Genomic DNA, 25420 nt, shown 5'->3' with positions numbered 1-25420 from the left:
AATGCCATCTCGTGAACTACACGCAACTCGGAACTTTCGCACCGACTTTGCGACCCTGACGGGACTCGAACCCGCGACCTCCGCCGTGACAGGGCGGCGCGCTAACCAACTGCGCCACAGGGCCTTGCTGTGAAACATCTCCGTCATGGAGACTTGCCGTCGCATACTTTAGCAGGCGATCAACCTGCATCGAACCGCGGCGGCCTGCAAGAGACTGCTGTACTGCTGGCCGGTTTGTCAATTCCGACCTTTTCCTACGTACCCCCTACGGGATTCGAACCCGCGCTACCGCCTTGAAAGGGCGGCGTCCTAGGCCGCTAGACGAAGGGGGCCCGACGAAATGATCCGGTCCCACACATTCTCGAGACCGAACTGCTCCGCCGTTACCCTCAACGGCGTTCCGTTGGGAGCTGGGATAGCTTAGGACACTTTTCGCGCAAAACTCAAACCGTGAGGTCAGAGGCAGTTTCGGCCCCCTCGACGTCGAGGGGGCACCATCCTTCGGTGCGCCAGCGATCAAGCCACTGGGGCGTCGCCATCGCGTAGAGCACTATTTCCAAGGACTCTTCGAACAGCGCACGGAGGTTACTGCTGTCCGAGACGAGGTCTGCCATGTATCGCTGCCCGGCCAATGACGCCGCCAGCACACGCATGAACTTCTCCGGACCGAACTCGGCGTCGAGGTCGCCCATGTCCTGCGCACGACGTGCGAGCTCGATACCCGCCGTGCCCCAGACGCGTCCACCGCCATTTTGAACCTCGCTGTAGAACTCCGGCTCGACGATCAACCGGAACTCGGCTCGGACGATGACGTCATCCTGGAAACCTCGGGCTATGTCGTCGATGATTCCGTGGATCACGTCGAAAGGATGCCGAGTGGACGACTTCCATTTCTCGGTAATCGCCACGTACTTCTCCAGCGCGGCGCTCAGCACTGCTCTCGCCAGGTCTTCCTTCGACTGAAAGTGGAAGTACATCGCACCCTTGGTGGCATTGGAGCCCTCGAGGATCGTGTTGACCGACGCTGCCGCGTATCCGCGACGCGCGAACTCCGATGCCGCGGCCTCCACTATTGCTGCTCGAGTCCGCCGAGCGCGCTCCTGTTGTGCCATTGCTTCCGTGCCTCCGAACCCGAGCGACCTGCATCTATCAGCAGGCAATATCGCTTGCCGAGCGTACGTCAAACGACGTACACGGGACCGACCACTTGCTCGGAAAATGCATTCGAAACCGGAATTCGGACAAATCTCCAGCGGTAAGCAAACAATCCGAGTGGTACGCTCCGACAGGCTCGAGTGCGCTGCAGGGGGTGCGCACTCGAGCTTCCAATCCATGAAGCCGGTCGAATCGATTGCTGTCGAATGCGACACCGCTTCGTAGTCACGAGCAGACTTCGCTCACCTTACAAACAGGTGGATATTGTAAGGCACGAATTCGACTGCCCACCCTCGAGATCTCGACCACATCCGCGCATCGAATGTCGGTTTCGACTCGGCCGACGGCATTGTGTCCGTTTTGTCACGGGCGGCGATATCGAAACGTCGACGTCTGCGACAACGTGAATTTCCCGCTCCCACCGCGACCGACTTGCCGGATTCCCGGTTTCGACGACAAGCAGCAGACAACGGGGCGATTCCGCGATTTTTTCGAAAGCGATTGCGCAACAGCATGAAAGAACCGTTTCGGTAGCGACTTACAGCGCCAGGCCGCCATTTCGTAATTCGTTGTAGCGATTGACTATTCGACTATATTTCCGTCGGTTTCTCTGCAGCGGAGCAATTCTCAATAGGGGTTCGTATAACAGTTCCGCCTCGACCCGCGAGGGAACACCCCGACAGAGAGCCCTGCGCAATAGTGTGATCCGCAACACATCGTGGTCAACGCCGACAGCGAATTCAGGTGAGAGCATGACTCTTCGAACAGTCATCGTCCGCTCCACAGGAGCAGTTCTCGCGTGCGTCATGGCGCTGGTCGGGCCATGGACGGCCGGCGCGAATCCGATCGACGACTTTCTGAACCCTCCACAGGACCCCGCCCTTGCCGCACCGACGCCACTCGGTGAACCGTGGTTCGTGCCCCCTCCCGGTTTCGAAAATAGTTCGCCGGGAACAGTTCTCAATACTCGATCGGTCGAGGTCGGTCCACTGATCACGCCGGTTCGATCCACTCAGATCCTCTTCCGAACAACCGACTCCAAGGACCGACCAGTCGCAGCCGCGACCACTGTGATCGTGCCGAACGCCCCCTGGACAGGGCCGGGAGCGCGCCCAGTCGTGGCCTACAACATGGCCATCGACTCGCTTGGCAACACATGTGCACCGTCATGGACGCTACCACGGGGAATTGCACCGGAAATTGCTGCGGTACAACTCTTTCTGGCCAAGAACTATGCCGTCCTCGTCACCGATCACCAAGGGCCACGCCAGGCGTACGCCGCTGGACGCATGGCCGGGCATGCAGTTCTGGATGCCCTCAGAGCGATGGTCAATCTCCCCTCGCTCGGGTTACCTGCGGAATCCCCGATTGCCATGACCGGATACTCGGGAGGCGCCATCGCGTCGGGCTGGGCCGCACAACTGGCGCCTGTGTACGCACCCGAAGTCAATCTCGTCGGAACCGCCTTCGGCGGCGCACCGATCGATTATCGAATTCTGCTCGGTTCGATGAACGGCAATGCTGCATCGACTCTGTTTCTCGCTGCAGCGATGGGTGTTGCTCGCGAATACCCGGAAATGTTCCAGTTGATGAATGCAAACGGACTGCGCCTTGCGCAGATAGCCAAGGACATGTGCGTCTACCTACTCGCCCCGGGCGGCCTCGTCGCGCCGATACCGGTGCAGGCACTGTCCGATGTTCCCAATGTCGACCGGACCCCGATCGCCGAGGAGATCATCCGCCAGACTCGTATGGGCGGTGACTTGGCTCCGACGACGCCCGTATTCATCTACCACGGTCAGCAGGAATTCTGGATCCCGAAGGAAGGCGCCGAAACCCTGTACGACGAATGGTGCGCCAACGGCGCACAGGTGCGGCTGGAGGAATACTTGGGCGAGCACCTGGTCGTTGCGATATCCGGGCTCCCCGGATCGCATCAGTGGATCGACGACAGGCTCGCCGGAATACCGGCACCCGCCGGGTGCAGCAGTTTCGGCAGATAGCCGAGGTGTCCGGAGGGGCGAGTATCTCAGCGCGCACGTGGACCCATTACACTTTCGATCCGCGCCCCTATAGCTCAGTTGGTAGAGCTACGGACTTTTAATCCGCAGGTCGTAGGTTCGAGTCCTACTGGGGGCACCATTGTGACCGGTTATCCGCTGGTCGAACGGGTCCGTGCGAACAATCGACCTCTTTCCCACGAACTGCCAGCAAACTCGGAGCAGCGAACGCCCGCGTCACGCGAGCACGGCCGTACACTCGGTAACAGTTCGACGGCGGGAAGCGAACAAGTCCCGGGGGACATTCTCCGACTATCAGCCGGTAGCTGTGGCGCGCCGCGGAACTCGACAGAGTTCACAGCGAAGTTACGGTGCCGTAGGCTGGCCACGGTTATCCGCAATGTATGGAGGCAATGTAATGGCGAGGGATCTGACACAGCTGGAGCTGCTCCAGGAGCTCGTTCCGGTTGCGGAAGACAACGTCAACCGGCACATGTCGATGGCGAAGGAATGGCATCCCCACGACTACGTGCCGTGGGACGAGGGCCGTAACTTCGCCGAGCTGGGCGGCGTCGACTACAACCCCGAGCAGAGCAAGCTCTCCGACGTCGCGAAAGCTGCGATGATCACCAACCTGCTCACCGAAGACAACCTCCCCTCGTACCACCGTGAGATCGCCGAGAACTTCTCGCAGGACGGCGCCTGGGGAACGTGGGTCGGACGGTGGACCGCCGAAGAGAACCGCCACGGCATCGTCATGCGTGACTACCTCGTCGTGACCCGCGGAGTCGATCCCGTCGCGCTCGAAGAAGCGCGCATGATCCACATGACCAACGGCTTCGCATCGCCCGCCGGATCGCAGACCGGGCTGCTGCACTCGGTGTCGTACGTGACGTTCCAGGAACTCGCGACGCGCGTGTCGCACCGCAACACCGGCAAGGTGTGCGACGACCCGATCGCCGACCGCATGCTTCAGCGCATCGCGGCCGACGAGAACCTGCATATGATCTTCTACCGCAACATCAGCGCTGCGGCTCTCGACATCGCACCGGATCAGACACTCGACGCTCTGTCGGACATCGTCATGAACTTCCAGATGCCCGGTGCCGGCATGCCGAACTTCCGCCGCAACGGCGTGCTGATGGCCAAGCACGGCATCTACGACCTTCGTCAACACCTCGAGGACGTTGTGTGGCCGGTTCTGCGTAAGTGGCGGATCTTCGAGCGCGACGACTTCACCGGTCGCGGCGAGAACAGGCGTGAAGAGCTCGCCGCCTTCCTCGAAGACCTGGAGAAGCAGGCGACCAAGTTCGAGGAAATGCGCGACCGCTCGCTGGCACGCGAGGCCAAAAAGGCGGAAAAGCAGGCTTCCTAGTCGCTGCCTGACCACAGATCACGCCCGGCACCCTCACGGTGTCGGGCGTTGATCGTTGAAAAGACCGAACACGAAAACGAACGAGGCTCTTCCCCCATGACACTGCGGATCGGTTCACTCGAACTCCAGAGCCCGGTAGTGCTCGCCCCGATGGCGGGTGTGACCAATGTTGCTTTCCGCACACTGTGCCGCGAACAGGAACTCGAGCGAGCCGGGAGTACCTCTGGCCTCTACGTGTGCGAGATGGTTACCGCCCGCGCCCTCGTCGAACGCCAGCCCGCGACTATGCACATGACGACATTCGGCCCGACGGAGACTCCGCGGTCGCTCCAGCTCTACACGGTGGATCCCGAGACTACGTACGCCGCCGCGAAGATGATCGTCGACGACAATCTCGCCGATCACATCGACATGAACTTCGGCTGCCCCGTCCCGAAAGTGACCAGGAAGGGTGGCGGCGCTGCGCTGCCGTACAAGCGGAACCTCTTCGGACGGATAGTGGCCGCAGCGGTGAAAGCCACTGCAGGAACGGATATTCCGGTCACAGTGAAGTTCCGAATCGGCATCGACGACGAGCATCACACACACCTCGACGCCGGACGCATAGCAGCGTCGGAGGGTGCAGCTGCCGTCGCGCTCCACGCGCGAACCGCAGCACAGCGGTACTCCGGGACCGCAGACTGGGACGAGATCGCGCGACTGAAAGAACACGTCACCGATGTTCCCGTTCTCGGCAACGGAGATATCTTCTCCGCCTCCGACGCGGTGCGCATGATGGCCGAGACTGGCTGTGACGGCGTCGTCGTCGGCCGAGGGTGCCTCGGCCGGCCATGGCTGTTCGCCGAACTCAGTGCTCGGTTCGCCGGACGCGAAGAACCTGCCCCACCGACCCTCGGTGAGGTCGCAATCGTGATCAGACGGCACGCAGAATTGTTGGCAGCCCACCATGGCGAGGACAAAGGTCTTCGGGAGCTGCGCAAGCACGTTGCCTGGTACCTACGCGGGTTCCCAGCAGGCTCCGATCTGCGGGTGTCGATGGCGCTGGTGAAGACACTGTCCGAATTGGACGATCTTTTGGGACAACTGGACCCGACGGTCCCGTTCCCCAAGGACGCCGAAGGTCCGCGCGGCCGACAGGGTTCCCCTGGAGCGGTGTCCTTGCCGGAGGGTTGGCTCGACGATCCGGAGGACGTTTCGGTGCCCGTGGGTGCGGACATGATGCACTCGGGCGGCTGACCTGCTCCTGACGTCGCCGGTCGTCGCCGAAGTGGACCACACAGCTTTCCTAAGTATCATGGCTGGGATCGCCTGACGGACGGCGAATGATTCGCAAGGAAGGTCAGGGAAAGAACACGTGGGTGACGATCGAGATTCGGGCCCGCCTGCGTCCGACGGTCGGGCTCCGTGGGAACGCCCTATTTCGCAGATCCATCGGCCCACACCTGACCTCGTCGGACCTGCCAGTCCACCCGAGCACAAGCCCGAGACCGACAGCGGACGTCTGAGGCGTCTCGGTAAGCGATCCCCCGGGAACTCCGACGCAGTCTCGGTCGCCGAATTGATGGGTCGGGGAACCGAGGACAGGGCGCCCGCAGCACCTCGACCGCGTCCGCCTGCACCGCACCCGGACGTCGACGCTCCCACCGAGAAGATCGATCCGATCACCGCCCACACCCCACCGCCCGTCCAGGCGCAGCCAGAGGCCGTCGGTGTTCCCGCCGATGAACGCCCGGCGCTCACCCGGCTGGCGATGAGCAAGGTGCGCCGCCGAAAGCGAGTCCGCAACGTCGCCCGCGGGTTCGTCTCGATCATCGCGATTCTGGCGGTCGCACTCACGGGCGTCGTGTGGGGCTACCTTCGCAGCACAGACCGCGGTTTCGCTCAGGTTGCAGCCCTGGATCCGGACTCGACGGACGTCGTCGACGCCGCAGGCCAGTACGGCGACGAGACCTATCTGATCGTCGGAACCGACACTCGAGCCGGAGCCAGTGGCGAAATCGGCGCCGGCACAGTCGCCGACGCCGAAGGCGCGCGATCGGACACCGTCATGCTCGTCAATATTCCCGCCGATCGCAGCCGAGTCGTCGCAGTGTCGTTTCCGCGCGATCTCGACGTCGAGCGGCCCGAGTGCGAGGGCTTCGACAACGACACCAACACGTACGACGGCGAGATGTACCCCGCCGCCGACGGCGACAAGCTCAACGCCACGTACGCACTCGGTGGCCCGAAATGCCTGGTCAAGGTCATTCAGAAGATCTCTGGACTGAAGATCGGGCACTTCGTCGGCATGGACTTCGCCGGCTTCGAATCGATGGTCGACGAGGTCGGCGGCGTCGAGGTCTGCACGCCCCAACCCCTCGTGGACTACGAGCTCGGAACCGTACTGCCGAACATCGGCGAGCAGCGAATCGACGGCCGTACCGCATTGAACTATGTGCGCGCTCGTAACGTCGAATCCGAGGGCAACGGCGACTACGGTCGCATCAAGCGCCAGCAGCGATTCCTCTCCTCGTTGCTGCGGTCCGCTCTGTCGAACAACGTGCTCCTCGACCCTGGCAAGCTCAACGGTTTCGTCAGCGCCTTCACTCGAGACACGTTCGTCGAGAACGTCAAGACTCAGGACCTGGTGACGCTGGGCCGATCGCTGCAGAACGTCGACGCAGGGGCAGTCACATTCTTGACTCTCCCGACGGATGGCACCAACGACTGGGGCAACGAGATTCCCGTCGACAGCGCGATCGAGGCGCTGTTCACTGCGATCATCGACGACCTCCCGCTCCCCGGCGAAGAACGAGTCGAGCCGACACCGGCGCCCGAGGCTACGGAACCAGCCGTGGTTCCGACGCTGGCCGTGGATCCGGCGACCGTGTCCGTCCAGGTGTCCAACGCGTCGGACATTTCCGGAATGGCTGCGACTGCGTCGGCCGAACTGTCGACGTACGGATTCCAGATACTCGAGGTCGGCAACTTCGTCGGAACGGCAGCCCAAACCGTCGTTCGCTACACCCCCGGCCAGGAATCCGAAGCCGCCACGGTCGCATCCGCGATCCCGGGAGCCGTCGTCGAGCAGGCTGCAGGGCTGGACAACGTCGTCGAGGTGGTTCTGGGCGCCGACTACCCTGGCAACACCACCCCGCCGGCAGCGCCCGGTCAGCCGGTAGAGATGACGCAGGTCGACGGCAGCACCGTGGCACCGCCGTTGCCGGAGAACATCGCTTTCACCAACGCAGCCGACGACACCTGCGCCTGAGCGGATCCATTCACGCCCCGTTCACCCACGCGACCACGAATAGGTCGGTGCGACGCACTAAACTCCCATCCTATGCGCGTCGCCTACAACGAACAGATGAACGAGTTGGCCGATCTTCTCGGTGAGATGGCCTCCTTGGCCGGTTCCGCCATGGACAAGGCCACTCAGTCACTCCTTCAAGCCGATCTGGTCCTCGCGGAGCAGGTCATATCGGAACACGACAAGATCACCGAACTCAGCACTGTGTGCGAGGAGAAGGCGTTCTCGTTGCTCGCGCTCCAGGCACCAGTCGCCACCGACCTCCGCTCGGTCGTCTCCGGTATCCAGATCGTCGCCGACATCGACCGAATGGGCGCCCTTGCCCTGCACGTCGCAAAGATCACTCGTCGACGCCACCCAAACCATGCCCTCCCCGAAGAGGTCAACGGCTACTTCGCCGAGATGGGTCGTATCGCGGTCCAGCTCGGAGCCTCCGCCCGCGAGGTTCTCGAAACCCGCGACCCCGAGCGTGCGGCCAAGCTCCGCGAAGAAGACGAAGCGATGGACGATTTGCATCGTCACCTGTTCACGGTCCTCATGGACCGCGAATGGCAGCACGGTGTCGCAGCGGCGGTCGACGTCACCCTTCTCGGACGCTTCTACGAGCGATTCGCCGACCACGCAGTCGAGGTCGGCCGTCGAGTGATCTTCCTCGTTACCGGCGAGCTGCCCGTCGAACTGGGCTCCACCGCCAAGCTCCCGGGCGCCTGACACTCGAATCTGCCCGGGCCTGGTCTGCTGCTGCGCCCGAAGTCCACCGAATGACCCATTCGGTCACCACTGCCGGTGACCGAATGGGTCATTCGCTGTCTCCCCGGGTGACCGAAAGAGACATTCGCTCCGCTTAGGAGACCGAAACAGACATTCGCACACTCAGAGTGACTGAATGAGACATTCGCTCCACTCAGGTGACCGAAACAGACATTCGGTCACTCTGGGGCGATCCAACCCCGCGCACAAAAAACCCCCGCACACGCATGGCGTGCGGGGGTCCTTTCGTCGCTGCTGGCTATCCGAAGCGTCCGGAGATGTAGTCCTCGGTTGCCTTCTCGGTTGGATTCGAGAAGATCTTCTCGGTGTCGTCGATCTCGATGAGCTGTCCGGGCTTACCGGTGGCCTCGAGGTTGAAAAAGCCGGTCTGATCGCTGACCCGAGCTGCCTGCTGCATGTTGTGCGTCACGATCACGATCGTGAAGTCCTTCTTGAGCTCACCGATCAGGTCTTCGATGGCGAGCGTGGAGATCGGGTCGAGGGCCGAGCATGGCTCGTCCATGAGGAGCACGTCGGGCTGCACGGCAATTGCGCGGGCGATGCACAGACGCTGCTGCTGACCACCGGACAGTCCACCACCGGGCTTGTCGAGGCGATCCTTGACCTCGTTCCACAGGTTGGCGCCCTTGAGGGAGCGTTCGGCGATCTCGTCGAGCTCCTTCTTGCCCTTGCCGCCCTGAAGCTTGAGGCCAGCTACGACGTTGTCGCGGATGGACATCGTCGGGAATGGGTTGGGGCGCTGGAAGACCATGCCGATGGTGCGTCGCACACCAACAGGATCGACGCCATTGCCGTAGATGTCCTCGCCGTCGAGCAGAACCGATCCTTCGACGCGGGCACCTGGGGTGACCTCGTGCATACGGTTCAGCGACCGCAGAACGGTCGACTTACCGCAGCCCGAAGGTCCGATGAATGCGGTGACGCCGCGCGGCGGAACAGCAAGGGTGACGTTCTGGACGGCGTGGAACTTGCCGTAGTAGATGTTTACGTCTTTGAGGTCGAGACGCTTTGCCATGGTCGGCTCCTGTTATTTCTCGAGCAGGGTGTCTGGGTGGGATGAAGTCGTCAGAAGTTCTTGGGCGAGAAGAACTTGGAGACCAACTTCGCGCCGATGTTGAGCAGAGCAATGATCAGGATCAGCGTCAGCGCTGCTCCCCACATGCGCTCGGAGGTGAGCGCGCCGGTTCCTGCTTTCTGCAGGTCGACCATCATCAGCGGCAGTGAAGTCTGCGGCCCGGCAAAGAGATTGAAGTTGATTGCGGTGGCCGATCCCACGAGGATCAGCACCGGCGCTGTCTCACCCATCACTCGTGCGAGGGCGAGCATGATTCCGGTCACGATCCCGGACAATGCCGTTGGCACGACGATCTTCGCGATCGTCTTCCACTTCGGAACACCGAGGGCGTACGACGCTTCGCGAAGGTCCTGCGGAACGATACGCAGCATCTCCTCCGAGGACCGCACGATCACGGGGATCATGAGCAGCACGAGGGCAAAAGCCACTGCCAAGCCGGATCGTTCGAAACCGAGCGTCGCGATCCACAGTGCGTAGATGAACAGCGCCGCGACGATGGACGGCACTCCGGTGAGGATGTCAACCATGAACGTCGTCAGGCGGGCGAGACGAGTCCCGACGCCGTACTCGACGAGGTAGATGGCGACGAAGATGCCAATCGGGATGGAGATCAATGCACAGAACAAACCTTGTGTCAGCGTGCCGATGATCGCGTGGTAGGCACCTCCACCCGCGATGAACTGAGTGATGCCGGCCTGCGAGTTCTGCCACCACGCCGGTTCGACTACCGCGCTGATACCGCGAGAGACGACCGTGAACAAAACCCAGACGAGCGGAACGAGTGCGACCAACACAGCGAGACTGACAAGAACGGTTGCTGCGTTGTTCGAGATTTTGCGACGAACGCTGACGCCCTGAAAGGTCGGTTCCTTGACCGGGCGGTCCATGGTTGCGGTCATGGCCTATGCCTTCTTTCCGGCGATCGCGGCGCGGGCACTTGCGTTGACCACGAAGGTGAGGACGAACAGGACCAAGCCTGCGGCGATGTACGCGCCGGCCTGCAGCTGATTGTTGAACTCGCCTGCCGCGAGGGCGATCTTGGTGGCGAAAGTGCTACCGCCGTCGAACAGTGTCCAACCGAAGCTCGACTGGACGCTACGAATAATGATGTACAGCGCGATGGTCTCACCGAGAGCGCGACCGAGCCCTAGCATCGAGCCGCTGACGAAGCCGGACTTGCCGAACGGTATGACCGTCGTGCGGACTACTTCCCAGCGGGTGGCACCCAGAGCGAGAGCCGCTTCGATCTGCCCTCTCGGAGTCTGGACGAAGACCTCGCGGGTGACCGCGGCGATGATCGGCAGGATCATGACTGCGAGCACGATGCCGCCGGTGAAGATGGTGCCGCCACCCGCGATCGAGACCGAGCCGGTCGCGAACAGCGGGAACCACCCGAGATTGGCGTTGAGCCACTCCGCGAACGGGCTGATGGCAGGCGCCAGAACGTACAGGCCCCACAGTCCGAACACGATCGACGGCACTGCCGCAAGGAGGTCGATGACGTAGCCGAGCGGCCCCGCGACCCTCTTCGGCGCATAGTTCGTCAGATAGATGGCGATCCCGAGCGCCACCGGCATCGCCAGGATCAGAGCGAAGATCGAGACAGTCGCCGTCACCAGAAAGAGGTCGCGGATACCGAACACCATTGCTGCGGTGTCCGAAGTGTTCCACTGCCCGTTGTAGGTGAGGAAGTTGACCGTGTTGTTCCGCAGCGACGGGATCGCCCGCCACAACAAGAACGCTCCGATCGAGGCAATAAGGACGATGATGAAGACACCCGAGCCCGTGGCGAGGGTGGAGAAGATCCTGTCACCAGGGCGAGTAACAGTGCCGCCCTTGGCGTTTTTGTCCGACAATTGCGTGGGTTCTTCCGTGTTCCGCGGCGCGCCGCCCGCGGAGATGCTCGCCGCGGATGGAACGCCGGTGATCGAGTGGGTGTCGCTCATACCGCTCACGTCTCTCGTGTGGTGGTTGACGACGGGGGTCCTGCCTCGACGCCGCAGCACTCAGGCCGAGGCGTCGAAGAAGGATCTCGTCTCATTGAATCAGGCGATGGCGTTGATCGCAGTGACCAAGCGCTCTTTGAAGTTCTCGGGAAGCGGGACGTAGCCTGCTTCTTCGAGGCCCTGCTGTCCTTCGTTGGCTGCACTGAGCAGGAACGACTTGACTGCTGCCGAGGTGTCGGCGTCGTAGCCTGCCGAGCAGACGATCTCGTACGTTGCGAGAACCAACGGGTAGGTCTCGGCTTCGTTGCTGGCGTACAGAGCGTCGATGTCGATGACGAGGTCGTTGCCCTCACCACTGAACGTCGTTGCGTCGATCGCTGCGGCGGCGGTCTCGTTGGTGAGCTCCACCGGTCCGTTGCCGAAGTCGACGTTGGCGGCGCTCAGGCCTTCCTGCTCGACGAAGCCGAACTCGACATAGGTGACCGAGCCTGGGGTTGCCGCAACTGCCTGTGCGACACCGGACGAACCGTTTGCGCCCTCGCCGATGCCACCGGCCCAGTCGGAGCTGTGATCGAGGGTCCAGGACTCTGGTGCTGCCTGGGACAGGAACCGCTGGAAGTTGTCACTGGTACCCGAGGAGTCGGATCGGTAGACCGGGGTGACTGCAGTGTCGGGCAGGTCGACGCCCTCGTTCAACGCCGCGATTGCCGGATCGTTCCAAGTCGTGATGGCACCGGTGAACATCTTCGCGGTCACGTCGGGGGTCAGCACGAGGCTGTCGACGCCCTCGAGGTTGTACGCCACTGCCACGGGCCCGAAGACGAGCGGCAGGTTCCACGCCGGGTTGTTATCGCAACGCACGGCTGCCTCGGCGGCCTGGGCTTCCTTGATGGCAGAGTCGGAGCCTGCGAAGTCGACGAGGCCTGCGACGAACTGCGTCCGACCGTTTCCGGAGCCACTGGTCGTGTATTCGACGGACTTGCCGGCGCAAACGCTCGAGTAGACCGATGTGAAGTTGGACATTGCGTTCTGCTGGGCGGACGAACCTTCACCCGTGAGGGGCGACTTGCCTTCGCATGTCGCGGCCGAATCTTCCGCGCCGACCGTTTCCACGTTCGAATCGCTGCCGCATGCGGTCAGCATCATCGCGCCGATCGCTACTGCGCCTATGAGAGACGCGCTGCGCTTGAGCTTCACCTGTTTCCTCCGAGGAATCTTGTGCCGTGTTCGTTGTCCGAAAGCGGAGCCTTCGAACGACGAAGATAAAGGTGCCGGCCTCGAGATGACCCTCGCACCGGGCAGCGTCGGCGCCACCCAGTGGAAAAGGTAAGGGCAGCCGGTTGACGGCTGCCCCCACAAGGGTGAACGGAAGATGAACAGCGTGGTCAGAATGTCCGATTTAGCAACGGGTGTACGCGGCGTCGACGTGAAAACGTGTGAAACCGAGCCGTTCGTAGGTATGGACAGCGGCCGCATTGTCGGCCTCGACGTAGAGCAGAACGTCCCCGAGCCCGCGGTTCCGCAGATAGTGCAGCCCGGCGAGCGTCAGAATCCGACCGAGCCCGCGCCCCTGAGCCTGCGGATCGATGCCGACTACGTAGACCTCACCGATCTCGTTCTCGCCTGCTTCGGCAGGGTGCACTTTGGTCCAGTGGAAGCCGAGGAGTGTGTCCGTCCCCTCTTCGAAGGCGAGGAACACACCGGCCGGATCGAACCACGCTTCATCTCGACGCTCGGCGATGTCCTTCTCCGTCCACCCACCCTGCTCCGGATGCCAGGAGAATGCAGAGTTGTTGACGCGCAACAACTCCGCGTCGTCCTGGTGCCCTCGGTAAGTGCGAAGCGAGATGCCGTCCTGAACGACGACGTCGGGAAGTTCGGGTGCTCCGAGCGGACGCCGCATCTGCAACAACTCGCGCGCGATCTCCAATCCGAGTGCGTTCGCCACCGCCTGCGCCGGTGCGAGATTGCCGTGCGCCCAGACTCGTGCGCCGGTTCCGCCTTCGGACAGCGCTCGCTCGACGAGCAACCTTCCGGTACCGCGCCTGCGAAACTCGGGATCGACGACGACCTCCGCCATCGACGGCGTGCCAGCGGCGACCCCCGCATAACCGACGATCGCCGATCCGCTCGTGGCTACGAGATGTGTCACCTCATTGCCAGATGAGACCGCTTTCACCGCCTGCTCGGACAGCGGCGCAGTGCCGTCCACCTCGGTGGCACGCACCACGATGGAACGGATCTGCTGGGCCACAGTCGGCGTGATCGCGGCAGGGTCGAGCCGGGAGATATCGAACGAGACAGTCATCGTCGGTCAGTTCTTGCTTCCATGGGTCGCGCCGCCCAAAGAACTGAATTCGACGCCGTCGGTGTCAGGACCGTCCAGGTCATCGTCACCGTCGGCCTGAACGGGCCCGCCCTTCGCACTGCGACTCGGCCGAACTGCTTTGTAGCCGACGTTGCGCACAGTCCCGATGAGGGATTCGTATTCGCTGCCCAGCTTCGCCCGCAAGCGACGGACGTGGACGTCGACAGTTCGGGTGCCACCGAAGAAGTCGTAACCCCAGACCTCCTGCAGCAGCTGCGCGCGAGTGAACACCCGGCCTGCGTGCTGAGCGAGGTACTTGAGCAGCTCGAACTCTTTGTAGGTGAGGTCGAGCGGGCGACCACGAAGACGCGCCGTGTACGTGCCCTCGTCGATGACCAGTTCGCCGAGAGTGATTTTCCCGGACGCTTCAGGGCTGGCAACGCCTCCGGACCGCCCGACAAGCAATCGCAATCGTGCGTCGAGCTCGGCCGGACCGGTGCCCGGCAGCAGGATGTCGTCGAGACCCCATTCGGAGTTGACTGCGACGAGACCACCTTCGGTGAGCACCGCGACGACCGGAATTGCCGAGCCGGTGCTACCGAGAAGACGACATAGTCCGCGCGCTGCAGCAAGATCCGTGCGCGCATCCACCAGCGCAATGTCCGCAGAACCTGCTTCGAGAAGCGAGGACACCTCGGTAGGTGCGGGCCGGACATGATGCGCGAGAAGTGCAAGGGACGGTAGGACCGCCTCCGGGTTAGGGTCGGAGGTCAGAAGCAGGAGTTCCACTCGGCCTCCATTCGTACCGCTGTCACGTCGGTTCCTCCGGCGAGGTCGACTGCTTGTTCAAGCAATCAGACTAGCGTGTCTTCAGGGTCGACCGCCCGTCGCCGTGCCCGACTCGCGAGAGTGAAGCCTGCGGAACGACCCTGCTGCAGAGAGTGAAGCCTGCGGAACGACCCTGCTGCAGAGAGTGAAGCCCGCGGAACGACCCGGCTGCAGAGAGTGAAGTCCCGACGCCATCGGTCACAATGGTCGTCATGCGCAAACTGATCATCGGACTCGTGAGCCTGGCGGCTCTGGCCCTCGTCGTGGATTTCGGGGCTGCGGCGTACTCGGAGTACCGCGTATCTCGCGCGATTCGTGACGGCGGTGATCTGTCGTCCGATCCACAGGTCATCGTTCACGGCTTCCCTTTCCTGACCCAGGCCGCAGACGGCAAGTATCAGAACGTCGAGATACGAGCGCAGGATGTGCCCAACGACTATGTGGGTTCGACCACGATCGAAGCCAACCTTCGTGGCGTCGCGGTACCCCTTTCGGACCTCGTCGAGGGATCCGTGAACGCAGTGCCCGTCGACGAACTCGACGGCCGCGTGCGCATCGAAGCGACAGATCTCGGTCGGTTCCTGGACATCGTCGACCTGCAGGTGTCCGCTCCCCCGGCTGACAAGTCCGATGGCACGGGCGGGTCGGGAGGCTCGGGGATGACCACGAACGGTGGCGTCGTTCTGACCGGAACTGTGCCGGTCGGACCGATTCGTACGGAAGTGAGCGTCCAGGCCGATTTGATCCTCGACGGAGACAGCGTGGACATCGTTGCCAGCGATTTCTACTTCGGACCCGAGGGAAATGCCGACTTCACGATTCCCGATTTCGCGAAGCCGACGGTGCTCGGGCTGTTCACCAAGACCATCGACAAACAGACGCTCCCGTTCGGAGTGCTCCCGACCGATGTCTATGCGGAGGGTTCCCAGATCGTCATCGAGGGCAATGCCGAGAACGTGGTAATCGACCTGGAGCAGATCGAAGCGCCATGATCGGAATCACAGTTTTGCTCGTCGTTCTGGTAGCGGCCACAGCATTCGGGATTGTGTACCGCTCCCGCGCCGGAAAGGTGCGCGTGTCCGAATCCGCAGGTTCGCCCGAGCTGCGCGCACTGCTTCTCACTGCGGGCGCCCCACTCGACGCGCCTGTGGTGCTGCACTTCTCGGCGGACTGGTGCGGTCCGTGCGCTGCAGTCCGACGTGTAGTGGGCCAGGTCCTGAGCGACCTCGAAGGACCGGTCGACCTCGAGCTGGACATCGATGCGAATCCCGAACTCGCCCGTGCGATGAACGTCATGTCCTTGCCGACAACGTTCGTCCTCGGCGCGGGTCTCGTCGAGAGGGCACGCATCTCCGGAGTTCCGAAAGCCGAAGCACTCCGTTCCGCCCTGGTGAACCCGTAGTTTCTGCTGGTCCGACTTCTCCGGTAGGATGCTCGATGTGTTGTCCCGCCAAGAGCTGTTGCTCACCAGTCGCCGCACGGTTGACCTGTGCCGTCTGGGCGGTTGTTGCTGTCGCTGCTGCTGATCCGTTCATGCCGCCGCGCCATCGTGCGCAGGTAGGCCGCTGAGTCCGTCAGGACCCGAGCCGAGATCACCGATGAACGTGCAAATTCGTTGCCGTTCGCAGTAGCTGCACTCCCCGACGCAGGAGCATTCACTCACGATGTCCATAGACACCGCACCGTCAGTTTCCCAGGTCGATGTACGGGGCCCACGCTTCGCCGCGTGGATCACCACGGCCGTACTCGCCGCCGTTCTCGTTCTGTCCACGTTCGCCACCACCGCGGCCGGCGTTCTCCTCGCTGCACAGGCCGTGGCCTTCGCGATCGGCGCCGTTCGTGGGCCACGCAACAGTCCCTACGGCACGATCTTCGCCACTTTCGTGGCACCGCGACTTGCGCCGACGTCCGAACGTGAGCCGGTCGCACCACTGAAGTTCGCCCAGCTGGTCGGCTTCGTGTTCGCTGCTGTCGGCGTTCTCGGTTTCGCGCTCGGAGCCCCCGTCGTCGGCACTGTCGCCACCGGCTTCGCACTGTTCGCGGCCTTCTTGAACGCCGCGTTCGCATTCTGCCTCGGCTGCCAGATCTACCCCCTCGTGGCGCGGCTGCGGACACAATCCGCACGCGCCTGATCGCTCGACCCACCACTCACCGAAGTACAGAAAAGATCGAAAGGAAACCCATGGCTCGCTCCGACGTCCTGGTCTCTGCCGACTGGGCCGAGCAGAACCTGAACGCCCCCAAGACCGTCTTCATCGAGGTCGACGAAGACGCAAGCGCCTACGACGGCGGTCACATCGAAGGCGCCGTGAAGCTCGACTGGCGCAAAGACCTCCAGGACGCGGTCCGCCGCGACTTCCTGAACCAGGAGCAGTTCTCCGATCTGCTCTCGTCCAAGGGCATCGCCAACGACGACACCATCGTTCTCTACGGCGGAAACAACAATTGGTTCGCGGCGTACGCCTACTGGTACTTCAAGCTGTACGGACACAAGGACGTCAAGCTCGTCGACGGTGGCCGCAAGAAGTGGGAGCTCGACGGACGCCCCCTCTCGAAGGACGTCGTGACCCGCGAGGCGACGCAGTACCACGCCGAGGCTCCCGACCTGTCGATCCGCGCGTTCCGCGACGAGGTCATCGACGCCATCGGAAACAAGAACCTGGTCGACGTCCGTTCACCCGACGAGTTCTCCGGCAAGATTCTCGCTCCCGCGCACCTTCCGCAGGAGCAGGCACAACAGCGCGGGCACGTCCCCAGCGCCATCAACATTCCGTGGAGCACCACGGCCAACGAGGACGGCACGTTCAAGGACGACGACGCCCTCGAAGCTCTCTACAAGGACAAGGGCTACGACGACGGCAAGGCGACCATCGCCTACTGCCGCATCGGCGAGCGCTCGAGCCACACGTGGTTCGTCCTCAAGGAACTGCTCGGCAAGTCGGACGTGAAGAACTACGACGGCAGCTGGGTCGAGTACGGCTCCCTCGTCGGAGCACCCATCGAGTTGGAGGTCCACTGATTATGTGTGGTGCACCCGTTCAAGGTCAGAGCATTCCCGCAGGAGTCGACGTCGAGAAGGAAACGGTCATCACCGGCCGCGTCCTCGCAACCGACGGTGAGCCCGTAGCCGGCGCATTCGTGCGTCTGCTCGACGGCACCGGCGAGTTCACGGCAGAGGTCGTGGCATCCGGTACCGGCGATTTCCGCTTCTTCGCCGCACCGGGCACCTGGACGCTGCGCGCGCTGTCGGCGTCGGGCAACGGCCAGGCCGACATCACCCCCGAAGGCGCAGGCATCCATTCGGCGAATGTGACCGTCGGAGTCTGACTTTCAGCTGTACACCGAAGAACCCCGCACCGAGAGGTACGGGGTTCTTCGTGTTCTGAGGGTTCAGCCGACGAGGTGACCGAATGAGCCGTTCGCTGCAATCCTGGGCTGTACGCGCACCTTCCAGCCCACGCGCGCGTTGCAACCTGCGCGCTCGCTGCAACCTGCGCGTTCAGCCGACGAGGTGACCGAATGAGCCGTTCGCTGCAATCCTGGGCTTGTACGCGCACGTTGCAACCTGCGCGACCACGAAGCGCTCAGCCCTGGGCCGCCTCCGGGACGATCTCGGTCGACGGTTGCTGGGTCTGTTCGGGAACCGTCGAGTACTGCGGCGGAAAGACACCCGGGGGCACGATCCCGAGCGACTCCAGGAACGCTCCGAGATCGCTGTCGCGCGTGACGGTCCCGGGTTCCGGCACAGCCAGAGGGCTCGGCTCAGACGGCTGCCCATCGACCGGAGGCGCCTCGGTGGGAGCGAGGTCGGCGTCGTTGTTCTCCCGCTCGGTCTGTGCCAGATCTGTCACCCAGGCGACGATCTTTTCGCTCTCCCACTCCCGACCGTCACCGGGATTGTTGTTCCAGTACAGAAGGTGCTGGAGGAACCCGATGAAGATGTACGGCTCGACGACGACGTCGACGATGCCCTTGTTGTTCTCCACGAGTCCGACGCCTTCTTCGTGCAATTTTTCGCGAACCTTGCCCGCACCCGGACCCATGGCCCAGTTGAGGTCGGCGAGCAGCTGGTCCGGGGTCAGCTGCTCCCAGGCTTTCTGTTCGTCGACCTCGTAGAGCTGATCCGAGACCTTCAGAAGAACCTCGAGGAGCGTCTCGTCCGATTCGAGCCAGTTCTTGTTCGTGACGATATCGACGATGGCACGCGTCGCGATCGAGGTGACTGCGCGGGCGAAATCCGCGACAGTCTGAACCGGGTTCAGAACCGTCAATCGCATCTGCCCCAGAATGCCCAAGGCGAGTTGCAACGCGACGATGTTGTCCGGAGCGTCGCATGCCAGGTCGTATGGCCGACACGACCACGTCACCTTGTCGTTCAGTGTCCCGTAGTCCTTCGGCGTCCGAGATTGGAAACCGCCGCGCGACGGGCCTGGCTCGTCGAAGTTCGGGGCACCTGCCGGACGGTACGGGTCGCCGATCATCATGACGCCGGCAAAGTCGTCGCCGGTCACGAGGGCGTTCGGGTCGCGGTGGCCGAGTTCCATCGCAACCCGCTCGACGACCTCGGCACCGACGCTGTAGCCGAGCAGAACGAACTTCGTGTCGTCGCCGCACTTCGTCTTGTACTCGTCGAGCAAGCGGTTGGTGGAGGCTATGCCGTCCGCGACCGACTGCTGATACGTCTCGACATCGGCCAGTAGACCGACGCCATAGGTCGACGGATACGGCACGTAGAGCCACCCGACCGAGCCGGGGCTGTCGGCATTGACCTGACCGATCGGAAGTGTGACATTTCCCACCCAGTTGGATGCCACCGAGCGGGGCTCCTCGTTCAATGGATCGCGATCGGCGTCGGAGTCCGTCGCACCGGAAACCGCGAGCATCAGAACGTCGGGGCAGTCCTGGGCGTAGTTGTTCGGATCGATGTTGGGTCCGTCCGAGGAGCCGGTCCCCGCAGAACCACTGTCCGAAGACTCGGAGTCCGCAGACCCCGTACCCGGCGCCGCAGACGCTGCGCCAGGCACCACCAGCAGCAATGCTGCTGCCATCGTCACGAATACGGACAGAAACGAGCCAGCACGAAAATTGCGCGGCATCAACGGATCCTTCCCCAAGCCTGTAACTTTCGAACGCACAGCAGCGTCGGACTCGATCGACCCCCAGTCCGACGCTTCTTGGAGAAAGTACCGTGTCGAATGCGTTCTGTAGACCCAGAATGCTGCGTTCCGATCACTCGTGCGACCAAATCCTGGGACACGTCACAATCGCGGTGTGCTTCTGGCAGACCGATTTCCAGCCGCGGGCCCTCTGGGTCTAAACTCAGCGACGTGGTCATCTTCTTCGAGGTCCTGCTTGCGCTCGCCGCAGTCGCCATCATCGCGTTCTCGCTGTACGTCGTCTACCGCTTGGTCACCGACGAATCGTGAGTGAACGCGCCGCCGACGAACCGGACGGCACTCGGTCCGCCAACGACGCGATTGCCGAGGCCGCCGAGAAGTTCGCATCCACCTCGGGGCGCAATGTTCCGATTCTTCCCGATCTCCCGCACCCCGAGGACACAGCGAACCTCCGGCTCGGCCCCGATCTGAATCCCGCACTGCTTGCGCTGCTGCCGTTGGTCGGCGTTTGGCGAGGCAACGGCGAAGGTCGCGATCCCGAGACTGGAGTGGAATACGCGTTCGGGCAGCAGATCGTCGTGACACACGATGGCGGCGCCTATCTCGGCTGGGAGTCTCGCTCGTGGCGCCTGGACTCGGACGGCAACTACGCCCACCCTGACCTCCGCGAGGTCGGATTCTGGCGTGTCAGTGGCGGAGACGGCGAAAAAGGTAGCGAGAACGAAGAGGTCCTCGAGCTCCTGCTGACGCACAGCACCGGACTTGTCGAGCTGTACTACGGCCACGCACTCAATCAATCCTCGTGGGAACTCGCAACCGACGTCGTGATTCGATCTACCTCGGGCGCACTGGTCGGCGGCGCCAAACGGCTGTACGGGATCGTCGAGGGTGCCGACCTGGCCTACGTCGAGGAGCGCATCGGTGCCGACGGCGAACTTGCGCCCCGCCTGTCTGCGCGACTCACTCGCTACATCGGCTGACACCCGCTACATCGACTGCCAACGGGCACATGCGAACGGCCCCCGAGCCATTCCTGACTTGTCAGGTCTCGGTCGGACGGACCGAGGGCTCGGGGGCCGGGTAGCTGCCGGGGATTCGCTCGCCGCTCGCGCGGGTGTGAATCCGTCAGCGGTAGCGGCTAGCTGGCAGCCACCTCACGCGTCCTAGAGTTCATCAACTTCAGACCACCTCCTCTCTCGTGTACTCGACAAAGTACGCCGAGATTCGTGGGTCCGCAAAGGATTATTCGACCGTTCCGCCGGTAGCGAAATTCCGAAGTCGATCACCTGGTCAGCGAGGGTGTCGGCGGGTAGTCGATGGGTCACGAGCACGACCGTTCGGTCCCGCTCGACCACTCCGCCGTCCCGGTCGAGCAGGCGCCTGAGAAGCTCGGCACCGCTGTGCTCGTCGAGGTGTTCCGTCGGTTCGTCCAACAGCAGAACCGGTGCGCTGGACAGCACTGCCCGAGCCAGAAGGAGCCGTCGTCGTTGACCTCCCGAGACGGCACGAGCGCCCCCGATGAGCGTCGTGTCGACACCCTCGGGAAGCTCCGCAACCCACTCCCCCAGCCCCACCGTCGCGAGCGCATCACGGGCTTCGTCGACAGAGGCGTCACCGCGAGCGACCCGCAGATTCTCCAGGATCGAAGTATCGAAGAGATGCGCATCCTCGGCGAAGAACAGTGCGCCGTCGACATGCTGCGCCGACGGAATCAGGCCGGCGAGGCCCATCAGCAAGGTCGTCTTTCCCGCCCCACTCGGCCCGACGATGGCTATCCGGCTCCCCGCTGGGATATCCAACGGCTCCGCCACGACCTCACCGGCCGGCTCCGTCGTAGTGGCACGGTTGAGTTCACCCTGATGCGCTTTTCCGTGCCACTGGGCCGCGTCGAGCAGCCCGACAATGCGTGTCGCCGCCACCCGAGCCCTCGTCAGCGCCACGGCTGCGGCAGGCAACACCGAAGTCGCCTCGAACGCAGCCAGCGGGACGAGCACGATGATGGCCAGGGCCATCGGCGTCATCCCACCTTCGGTACCCCCGGTCGGGCCGTACAACGAGATCCCGACGAGCAAGGATCCGAGCACCGACGCCCCGATCGACAACGGCAGCGCGGCATCGGCGAAAGCACCAGGCAGTGCAGCACGATCCCGCGACGTCACCGAGGAACGGTTGGCCGCTGCGGCCTCGCCGAGGGTGTCGTCGAGTCGGCCCGCGACCCGAAGCTCCGCCCCATGATCGAGAGCACGAACCGCCGCTTCGGAGAACTCGGCACGGGCCGTCGCGCCCTCGGTCTCGGCGATGCGCGCTGCCCGCCCCGCGAGAACAGGGGCAATCACACCAGCCAGCAGCAAAGCCAGGAACAGAATCAGTGCAGCCGCGGGCGATACGAATGCCACCAACGCCACCGCAGCGACCATCATGATCACCGACACACAGATCGGCACGATCGCGCGCACCACCACGTCACCCAGCGCATCGACGTCGGCGCCCGCCCTGGCCATCAGATCACCGCGGCGGAGCGTCAGTGTTGCGGCCGGGGGTCCGTCGGCGAGGCGTTCGTACAGGCGAGTTCGTGCGGACGTCATTCCGCGCAATGCAGTGTCGTGCGTAGCAAGCCGCTCCAGATAACGGAAGACTCCACGAGAAATTCCGAGAGCGCGCACTGCCACGACCGCAACCGTGAGGTCGAGGACCGGCGGCATCTGCCACGCTCGCGTGATCAACCACGCCGATACCGCAGCCAGCGTCAGCGCGCTACCGAGCGTGGCGACGCCGGCGAGGGTCGCAACGGCAACTCGGCCAGGTCGAAGCTCGAACAATCCGAGCGCGCGCCGCAGATCAGTGAACATGACGCGCGCTCACTTCCACGATAGTGTCTGCGGCTGCGAGCACCGCAGGTCGATGTCCCACCATGATCACCGTGCGGCCCTGCTCGGCAAGCGCCCGGATCGCACCGATTACACGCGCTTCGGCTGCGTCGTCGAGGTGGGCGGTCGGCTCGTCGAGCAGCACCACGGGCGCGGACGAACTCAGGACACGCACCAACGCGAGACGCTGGAGCTGACCCAGGGACAGTCCTACTCCTCCGGATCCGACCGCCGTCTGCCAGCCGAACGGAAGCTCGTCCAGTACCTCATCGAATCCCGTTGCTGTGCAGATTCGTTCGAGAATTCGGGCGTCGGGCCGAGTGCCGGTGAGTACGAGGTTGTCATCGAGGGTCCCCGGCAAGAGCAAAGGACGCTGCGGCAACCAGGCGACCTGGGACCACCACGAAACAAGGTCCACATCTGCAAGGTCGGTGCCGCCGATCGTGACAGTCCCCTCGCTCGCGGCCGTCAGACCCAGCAGCACGTTCAACGCCGTCGTCTTTCCTGCGCCGTTCGGCCCCGCCAGCACGGTCACGGCACCGGGAGCGAGCACCGCGTCGAGACGATGTGGAGCACTTCCGCTGCGCGCGTCAGCCGAGATGGACCTCAGCGTGATCGTTGCTCCCCGTGCGTCGACGATGCCCGTTCCATCCGGTACATACCGAGGACGATCCAGGATCCCGAATGCCTGGTCGGCCGCCGCGACACCATCCTCGGCCGCATGGAACTGCGCCCCGACGCGTCGAAGTGGGACATACACCTCCGGCGCCAGGACGAGCGCGATGATCCCAGCTTCGAGCGCCATGTCGCCGAACACCAGCCGCAATCCGATACTCACCGCGACGAGTGCAACACACAGTGTCGCAAGTAGTTCCAGGACCATCGAGGACAAGAATGCGATCTTCAACGCCTTCATCGTCGCGCGCCGATGTGCATCTCCGAGCGCCCGTACGCGGACCGCCGGTCCCCGCTCACGCCCCAGAGCACGAAGCGTCGGCAATCCGGCCAACAAGTCCAACAGCTGCGCCGACAACCGCGTCATCGACTCCAGTGTTTTCTCGGCTCGTCCCCTGGTCAACAAGCCGATCAGGATCATGAAGATCGGAATCAGAGGCAACGTGAAGAAGATGATCAGCGCCGACGTCAGATCCTGCGTCACGATCACCACGAGCGTCAGAGGTGTGAGCGTTGCGGCCAGGACCAGCGAGGGAACATACCCGGTCAGATACGGCGCCAGGCCTGCGAGCGCCCGAGTGACGACGGTGGCAATGGACTCCCGCTCGGCGTCGAGATCCCGCGGATCCATGTTCGACGCCACCGCGAGGACCTCGTTCTCGAGTTCCTCGACGACCCTGGACGCAGCACGGTGGCCGTATCTCGATTGCGCCCACGACGCGACGGTACGAACAGTGATGGCCCCGAACAGTATCCACAGTTGCATCGACCAGTCCGAGACCGAACGCGCGTCCGAGGTAATGACGCCCGCCAGCACTGTGCCGAGGGTCACCGCGGTGACGATGATCGCTGCGGTATCGATCAGTGCAAGAACGACAATCAGTACCAGATAACGGCGAGCCGACCGCGAGTAGCGCCACAGCCGTGGGTCGACTGGTCCGCGTGACGTTCGCTCGGTGGTGGTCACTTGGGGCGGCCGAGCGACAATCCGATCGAATCCGGAATATGCGTGGTCGAGATGCGCTTGCGGAACACCCAATACGTCCACGCCTGGTAGCCGATGACGACCGGTGCCATGAACGCGGCGGCCCACGTCATCACCTTCAGCGTGTACGGACTCGACGACGCATTCTCGATGGTGAGACTGTAGGCGGCGTCGGTGGTGGAGGGCATGACATCCGGAAACAGCGAGCCGAACAGCAGTACGACGACGGAGATGATCGCAATCGACGTGAACAAGAATGCCCACCCCTCACGGACCCGCGCGGTGAGCGCGACGACGGCGACAAGCGACACTGCAGCGAGCGCGACCATGATCCACGTCCACGACGTGCCGTAGGCGAGCTGCGTCCACACTGCGAATCCGCCGCCTACCAAGACCGCTGGAATCGAAAGCCGCACAGCCATTTTCACGGCATCTTCGTGGACGTCGCCGGAGGTCTTGAGTGCGATGAACACTGCTCCGTGCAGCGCGAATACCAGCGCCAACGTCACACCACCGAGCAGCGCGTACGGTCCGAGCAGGTCGAAGAAGCCCGCTGTGACCTTCTTGTTCTCGTCGATCGCCACCCCACTGACGATATTGGCGAATGCAACACCCCACAACACCGCCGGGACCCAGGATCCGATCCCGATGCCGATGTCGCAGCGTCGACGCCACACCGGGTTGTCGATCTTTCCGCGGTATTCGATGGCGCAGATACGCAGAATCAGTGCCACGAGGATGAGCAGCAGCGGAATGTAGAAGCCCGAGAAGAGCGTCGCATACCACTCGGGAAACGCGGCGAACAGCGCTCCACCTGCGGTGATGAGCCACACCTCGTTCCCGTCCCACACCGGGCCGATGGTGTTCAGCACCGCGCGACGACGCTTTTCGCCCATCTCCGGGTCAGCGTGCCGACCGAACACCGGCATCAGCATCCCGACGCCGAAATCGAATCCTTCGAGTACGAAGTATCCGGTGAACAGAACCGCTATCGCGACGAACCAGAATTCTTGAAGTCCCATGGTCTTC

At 63.2% G+C, this 25420-nt stretch carries 22 protein-coding genes and 3 tRNA genes; 12 read left to right on the top strand and 13 right to left on the bottom strand.

The features are described 5' to 3' along the window. Window positions 1-50 precede the first annotated feature (50 nt). From ACODSO_RS07975 to ACODSO_RS07965, 3 genes are all read right to left on the bottom strand, one after another. Window positions 51-124, bottom strand: a tRNA-Asp gene (locus ACODSO_RS07975). Between the two features lie 135 nt (window positions 125-259). Further along, window positions 260-332, bottom strand: a tRNA-Glu gene (locus ACODSO_RS07970). 111 nt (window positions 333-443) lie between these two features. Next, window positions 444-1112, bottom strand: coding sequence for a TetR family transcriptional regulator (locus ACODSO_RS07965; RefSeq protein WP_489036282.1), 669 nt, complete (start codon window positions 1110-1112; stop codon window positions 444-446). A 795-nt stretch (window positions 1113-1907) separates the two neighbouring features. On the opposite strand from ACODSO_RS07965, the gene ACODSO_RS07960 reads away from it, so the two are divergent. The 6 genes from ACODSO_RS07960 to phoU all read left to right on the top strand — a co-directional run bounded on the left by ACODSO_RS07960 (window position 1908) and on the right by phoU (window position 8530). Then, the gene (locus ACODSO_RS07960) at window positions 1908-3158 is read left to right on the top strand and encodes a lipase family protein (RefSeq protein ID WP_489036281.1); all 1251 of its coding nucleotides are present in this window, start codon (window positions 1908-1910) and stop codon (window positions 3156-3158) included. 63 nt (window positions 3159-3221) lie between these two features. After that, a tRNA-Lys gene (locus ACODSO_RS07955) sits at window positions 3222-3297 on the top strand. 276 nt (window positions 3298-3573) lie between these two features. After that, entirely contained in the window at window positions 3574-4530 is a 957-nt protein-coding gene (locus ACODSO_RS07950; RefSeq protein WP_489036280.1) for an acyl-ACP desaturase, read from the top strand. 96 nt (window positions 4531-4626) lie between these two features. Further along, window positions 4627-5766, top strand: a complete 1140-nt coding sequence (gene dusB, locus ACODSO_RS07945) for a tRNA dihydrouridine synthase DusB (protein WP_489036279.1) — start codon at window positions 4627-4629, stop codon at window positions 5764-5766. Window positions 5767-5884: 118 nt separating this feature from the next. Next, entirely contained in the window at window positions 5885-7780 is a 1896-nt protein-coding gene (locus tag ACODSO_RS07940; protein ID WP_489036278.1) for an LCP family protein, read from the top strand. Between the two features lie 72 nt (window positions 7781-7852). Next, on the top strand, window positions 7853-8530 hold the full coding sequence (gene phoU / locus ACODSO_RS07935) for a phosphate signaling complex protein PhoU (RefSeq protein WP_489036277.1): 678 nt from the start codon (window positions 7853-7855) through the stop codon (window positions 8528-8530). 298 nt (window positions 8531-8828) lie between these two features. Here the strand turns inward: phoU and pstB are convergent, their stop codons facing one another. The 6 genes from pstB to ACODSO_RS07905 all read right to left on the bottom strand — a co-directional run bounded on the left by pstB (window position 8829) and on the right by ACODSO_RS07905 (window position 14708). Further along, window positions 8829-9605, bottom strand: coding sequence for a phosphate ABC transporter ATP-binding protein PstB (gene pstB / locus ACODSO_RS07930; RefSeq protein WP_489036275.1), 777 nt, complete (start codon window positions 9603-9605; stop codon window positions 8829-8831). Window positions 9606-9655: 50 nt separating this feature from the next. Beyond that, complete coding sequence (gene pstA / locus ACODSO_RS07925; protein WP_489036274.1) at window positions 9656-10564, bottom strand: phosphate ABC transporter permease PstA; 909 nt, start codon at window positions 10562-10564, stop codon at window positions 9656-9658. Window positions 10565-10567: 3 nt separating this feature from the next. Further along, window positions 10568-11611: a phosphate ABC transporter permease subunit PstC gene (pstC, locus tag ACODSO_RS07920; protein WP_489036272.1), complete on the bottom strand. Its 1044-nt coding sequence runs from the start codon at window positions 11609-11611 to the stop codon at window positions 10568-10570. 99 nt (window positions 11612-11710) lie between these two features. Beyond that, window positions 11711-12808 (bottom strand): phosphate ABC transporter substrate-binding protein PstS, encoded by a 1098-nt coding sequence (gene pstS, locus ACODSO_RS07915; protein WP_489036270.1) that lies wholly within the window; start codon window positions 12806-12808, stop codon window positions 11711-11713. A gap of 202 nt (window positions 12809-13010) precedes the next feature. Continuing rightward, entirely contained in the window at window positions 13011-13919 is a 909-nt protein-coding gene (gene mshD / locus ACODSO_RS07910) for a mycothiol synthase (RefSeq protein ID WP_489036269.1), read from the bottom strand. Window positions 13920-13925: 6 nt separating this feature from the next. Further along, window positions 13926-14708: a winged helix-turn-helix transcriptional regulator gene (locus ACODSO_RS07905; RefSeq protein WP_489036267.1), complete on the bottom strand. Its 783-nt coding sequence runs from the start codon at window positions 14706-14708 to the stop codon at window positions 13926-13928. 251 nt (window positions 14709-14959) lie between these two features. Here ACODSO_RS07905 and ACODSO_RS07900 point away from each other — a divergent pair, with 251 nt between their 5' ends. From ACODSO_RS07900 to ACODSO_RS07880, 5 genes are all read left to right on the top strand, one after another. Continuing rightward, the gene (locus ACODSO_RS07900) at window positions 14960-15739 is read left to right on the top strand and encodes an LmeA family phospholipid-binding protein (RefSeq protein WP_489036266.1); all 780 of its coding nucleotides are present in this window, start codon (window positions 14960-14962) and stop codon (window positions 15737-15739) included. After that, entirely contained in the window at window positions 15736-16149 is a 414-nt protein-coding gene (locus tag ACODSO_RS07895; RefSeq protein WP_489036265.1) for a thioredoxin family protein, read from the top strand. The genes ACODSO_RS07900 and ACODSO_RS07895 overlap by 4 nt, the downstream gene beginning before the upstream one ends. Before the next feature lie 262 nt (window positions 16150-16411). Continuing rightward, window positions 16412-16879: a DUF4395 domain-containing protein gene (locus ACODSO_RS07890; protein ID WP_489036264.1), complete on the top strand. Its 468-nt coding sequence runs from the start codon at window positions 16412-16414 to the stop codon at window positions 16877-16879. Window positions 16880-16929: 50 nt separating this feature from the next. After that, window positions 16930-17766 (top strand): sulfurtransferase, encoded by an 837-nt coding sequence (locus tag ACODSO_RS07885; RefSeq protein WP_068370532.1) that lies wholly within the window; start codon window positions 16930-16932, stop codon window positions 17764-17766. A 2-nt stretch (window positions 17767-17768) separates the two neighbouring features. Continuing rightward, on the top strand, window positions 17769-18074 hold the full coding sequence (locus ACODSO_RS07880; RefSeq protein ID WP_068370531.1) for a DUF1416 domain-containing protein: 306 nt from the start codon (window positions 17769-17771) through the stop codon (window positions 18072-18074). A 257-nt stretch (window positions 18075-18331) separates the two neighbouring features. Here the strand turns inward: ACODSO_RS07880 and ACODSO_RS07875 are convergent, their stop codons facing one another. Continuing rightward, the gene (locus tag ACODSO_RS07875; protein ID WP_489036263.1) at window positions 18332-19843 is read right to left on the bottom strand and encodes a cutinase family protein; all 1512 of its coding nucleotides are present in this window, start codon (window positions 19841-19843) and stop codon (window positions 18332-18334) included. A 380-nt stretch (window positions 19844-20223) separates the two neighbouring features. On the opposite strand from ACODSO_RS07875, the gene ACODSO_RS07870 reads away from it, so the two are divergent. Continuing rightward, on the top strand, window positions 20224-20844 hold the full coding sequence (locus ACODSO_RS07870) for a heme-binding beta-barrel domain-containing protein (protein WP_442971323.1): 621 nt from the start codon (window positions 20224-20226) through the stop codon (window positions 20842-20844). A 183-nt stretch (window positions 20845-21027) separates the two neighbouring features. On the opposite strand, the gene cydC is transcribed toward ACODSO_RS07870, so the two are convergent. Genes cydC through cydB form a run of 3 tightly spaced genes read right to left on the bottom strand, consistent with a single transcriptional unit; the run spans window position 21028 to window position 25413 of the window. After that, complete coding sequence (gene cydC, locus ACODSO_RS07865; protein WP_489036262.1) at window positions 21028-22713, bottom strand: thiol reductant ABC exporter subunit CydC; 1686 nt, start codon at window positions 22711-22713, stop codon at window positions 21028-21030. Continuing rightward, on the bottom strand, window positions 22703-24373 hold the full coding sequence (gene cydD / locus ACODSO_RS07860; protein ID WP_489036261.1) for a thiol reductant ABC exporter subunit CydD: 1671 nt from the start codon (window positions 24371-24373) through the stop codon (window positions 22703-22705). The genes cydC and cydD overlap by 11 nt, the downstream gene beginning before the upstream one ends. Next, window positions 24370-25413, bottom strand: coding sequence for a cytochrome d ubiquinol oxidase subunit II (gene cydB, locus ACODSO_RS07855; protein WP_489036260.1), 1044 nt, complete (start codon window positions 25411-25413; stop codon window positions 24370-24372). The genes cydD and cydB overlap by 4 nt, the downstream gene beginning before the upstream one ends. Window positions 25414-25420: the final 7 nt, after the last annotated feature.

The organism is Rhodococcus sp. FG69 (genome assembly GCF_057808915.1).
This window is presented reverse-complemented; position numbering and strand designations above follow the sequence as displayed.

Bases quoted from the DNA above. Each gene is read 5' to 3' on its own strand.
- ACODSO_RS07880 (WP_068370531.1), top strand. From the start codon at position 17,769: ATGTGTGGTGCACCCGTTCAAGGTCAGAGCATTCCCGCAGGAGTCGAC.
- pstB (WP_489036275.1), bottom strand. From the start codon at position 9,605: ATGGCAAAGCGTCTCGACCTCAAAGACGTAAACATCTACTACGGCAAG.
- cydB (WP_489036260.1), bottom strand. From the start codon at position 25,413: ATGGGACTTCAAGAATTCTGGTTCGTCGCGATAGCGGTTCTGTTCACC.
- ACODSO_RS07900 (WP_489036266.1), top strand. From the start codon at position 14,960: ATGCGCAAACTGATCATCGGACTCGTGAGCCTGGCGGCTCTGGCCCTC.
- phoU (WP_489036277.1), top strand. From the start codon at position 7,853: ATGCGCGTCGCCTACAACGAACAGATGAACGAGTTGGCCGATCTTCTC.
- ACODSO_RS07885 (WP_068370532.1), top strand. From the start codon at position 16,930: ATGGCTCGCTCCGACGTCCTGGTCTCTGCCGACTGGGCCGAGCAGAAC.
- pstA (WP_489036274.1), bottom strand. From the start codon at position 10,564: ATGACCGCAACCATGGACCGCCCGGTCAAGGAACCGACCTTTCAGGGC.
- ACODSO_RS07875 (WP_489036263.1), bottom strand. From the start codon at position 19,843: ATGCCGCGCAATTTTCGTGCTGGCTCGTTTCTGTCCGTATTCGTGACG.
- mshD (WP_489036269.1), bottom strand. From the start codon at position 13,919: ATGACTGTCTCGTTCGATATCTCCCGGCTCGACCCTGCCGCGATCACG.
- ACODSO_RS07890 (WP_489036264.1), top strand. From the start codon at position 16,412: ATGTCCATAGACACCGCACCGTCAGTTTCCCAGGTCGATGTACGGGGC.
- dusB (WP_489036279.1), top strand. From the start codon at position 4,627: ATGACACTGCGGATCGGTTCACTCGAACTCCAGAGCCCGGTAGTGCTC.
- ACODSO_RS07965 (WP_489036282.1), bottom strand. From the start codon at position 1,112: ATGGCACAACAGGAGCGCGCTCGGCGGACTCGAGCAGCAATAGTGGAG.
- pstC (WP_489036272.1), bottom strand. From the start codon at position 11,611: ATGAGCGACACCCACTCGATCACCGGCGTTCCATCCGCGGCGAGCATC.
- cydC (WP_489036262.1), bottom strand. From the start codon at position 22,713: ATGTTCACTGATCTGCGGCGCGCGCTCGGATTGTTCGAGCTTCGACCT.
- ACODSO_RS07960 (WP_489036281.1), top strand. From the start codon at position 1,908: ATGACTCTTCGAACAGTCATCGTCCGCTCCACAGGAGCAGTTCTCGCG.
- ACODSO_RS07895 (WP_489036265.1), top strand. From the start codon at position 15,736: ATGATCGGAATCACAGTTTTGCTCGTCGTTCTGGTAGCGGCCACAGCA.
- ACODSO_RS07950 (WP_489036280.1), top strand. From the start codon at position 3,574: ATGGCGAGGGATCTGACACAGCTGGAGCTGCTCCAGGAGCTCGTTCCG.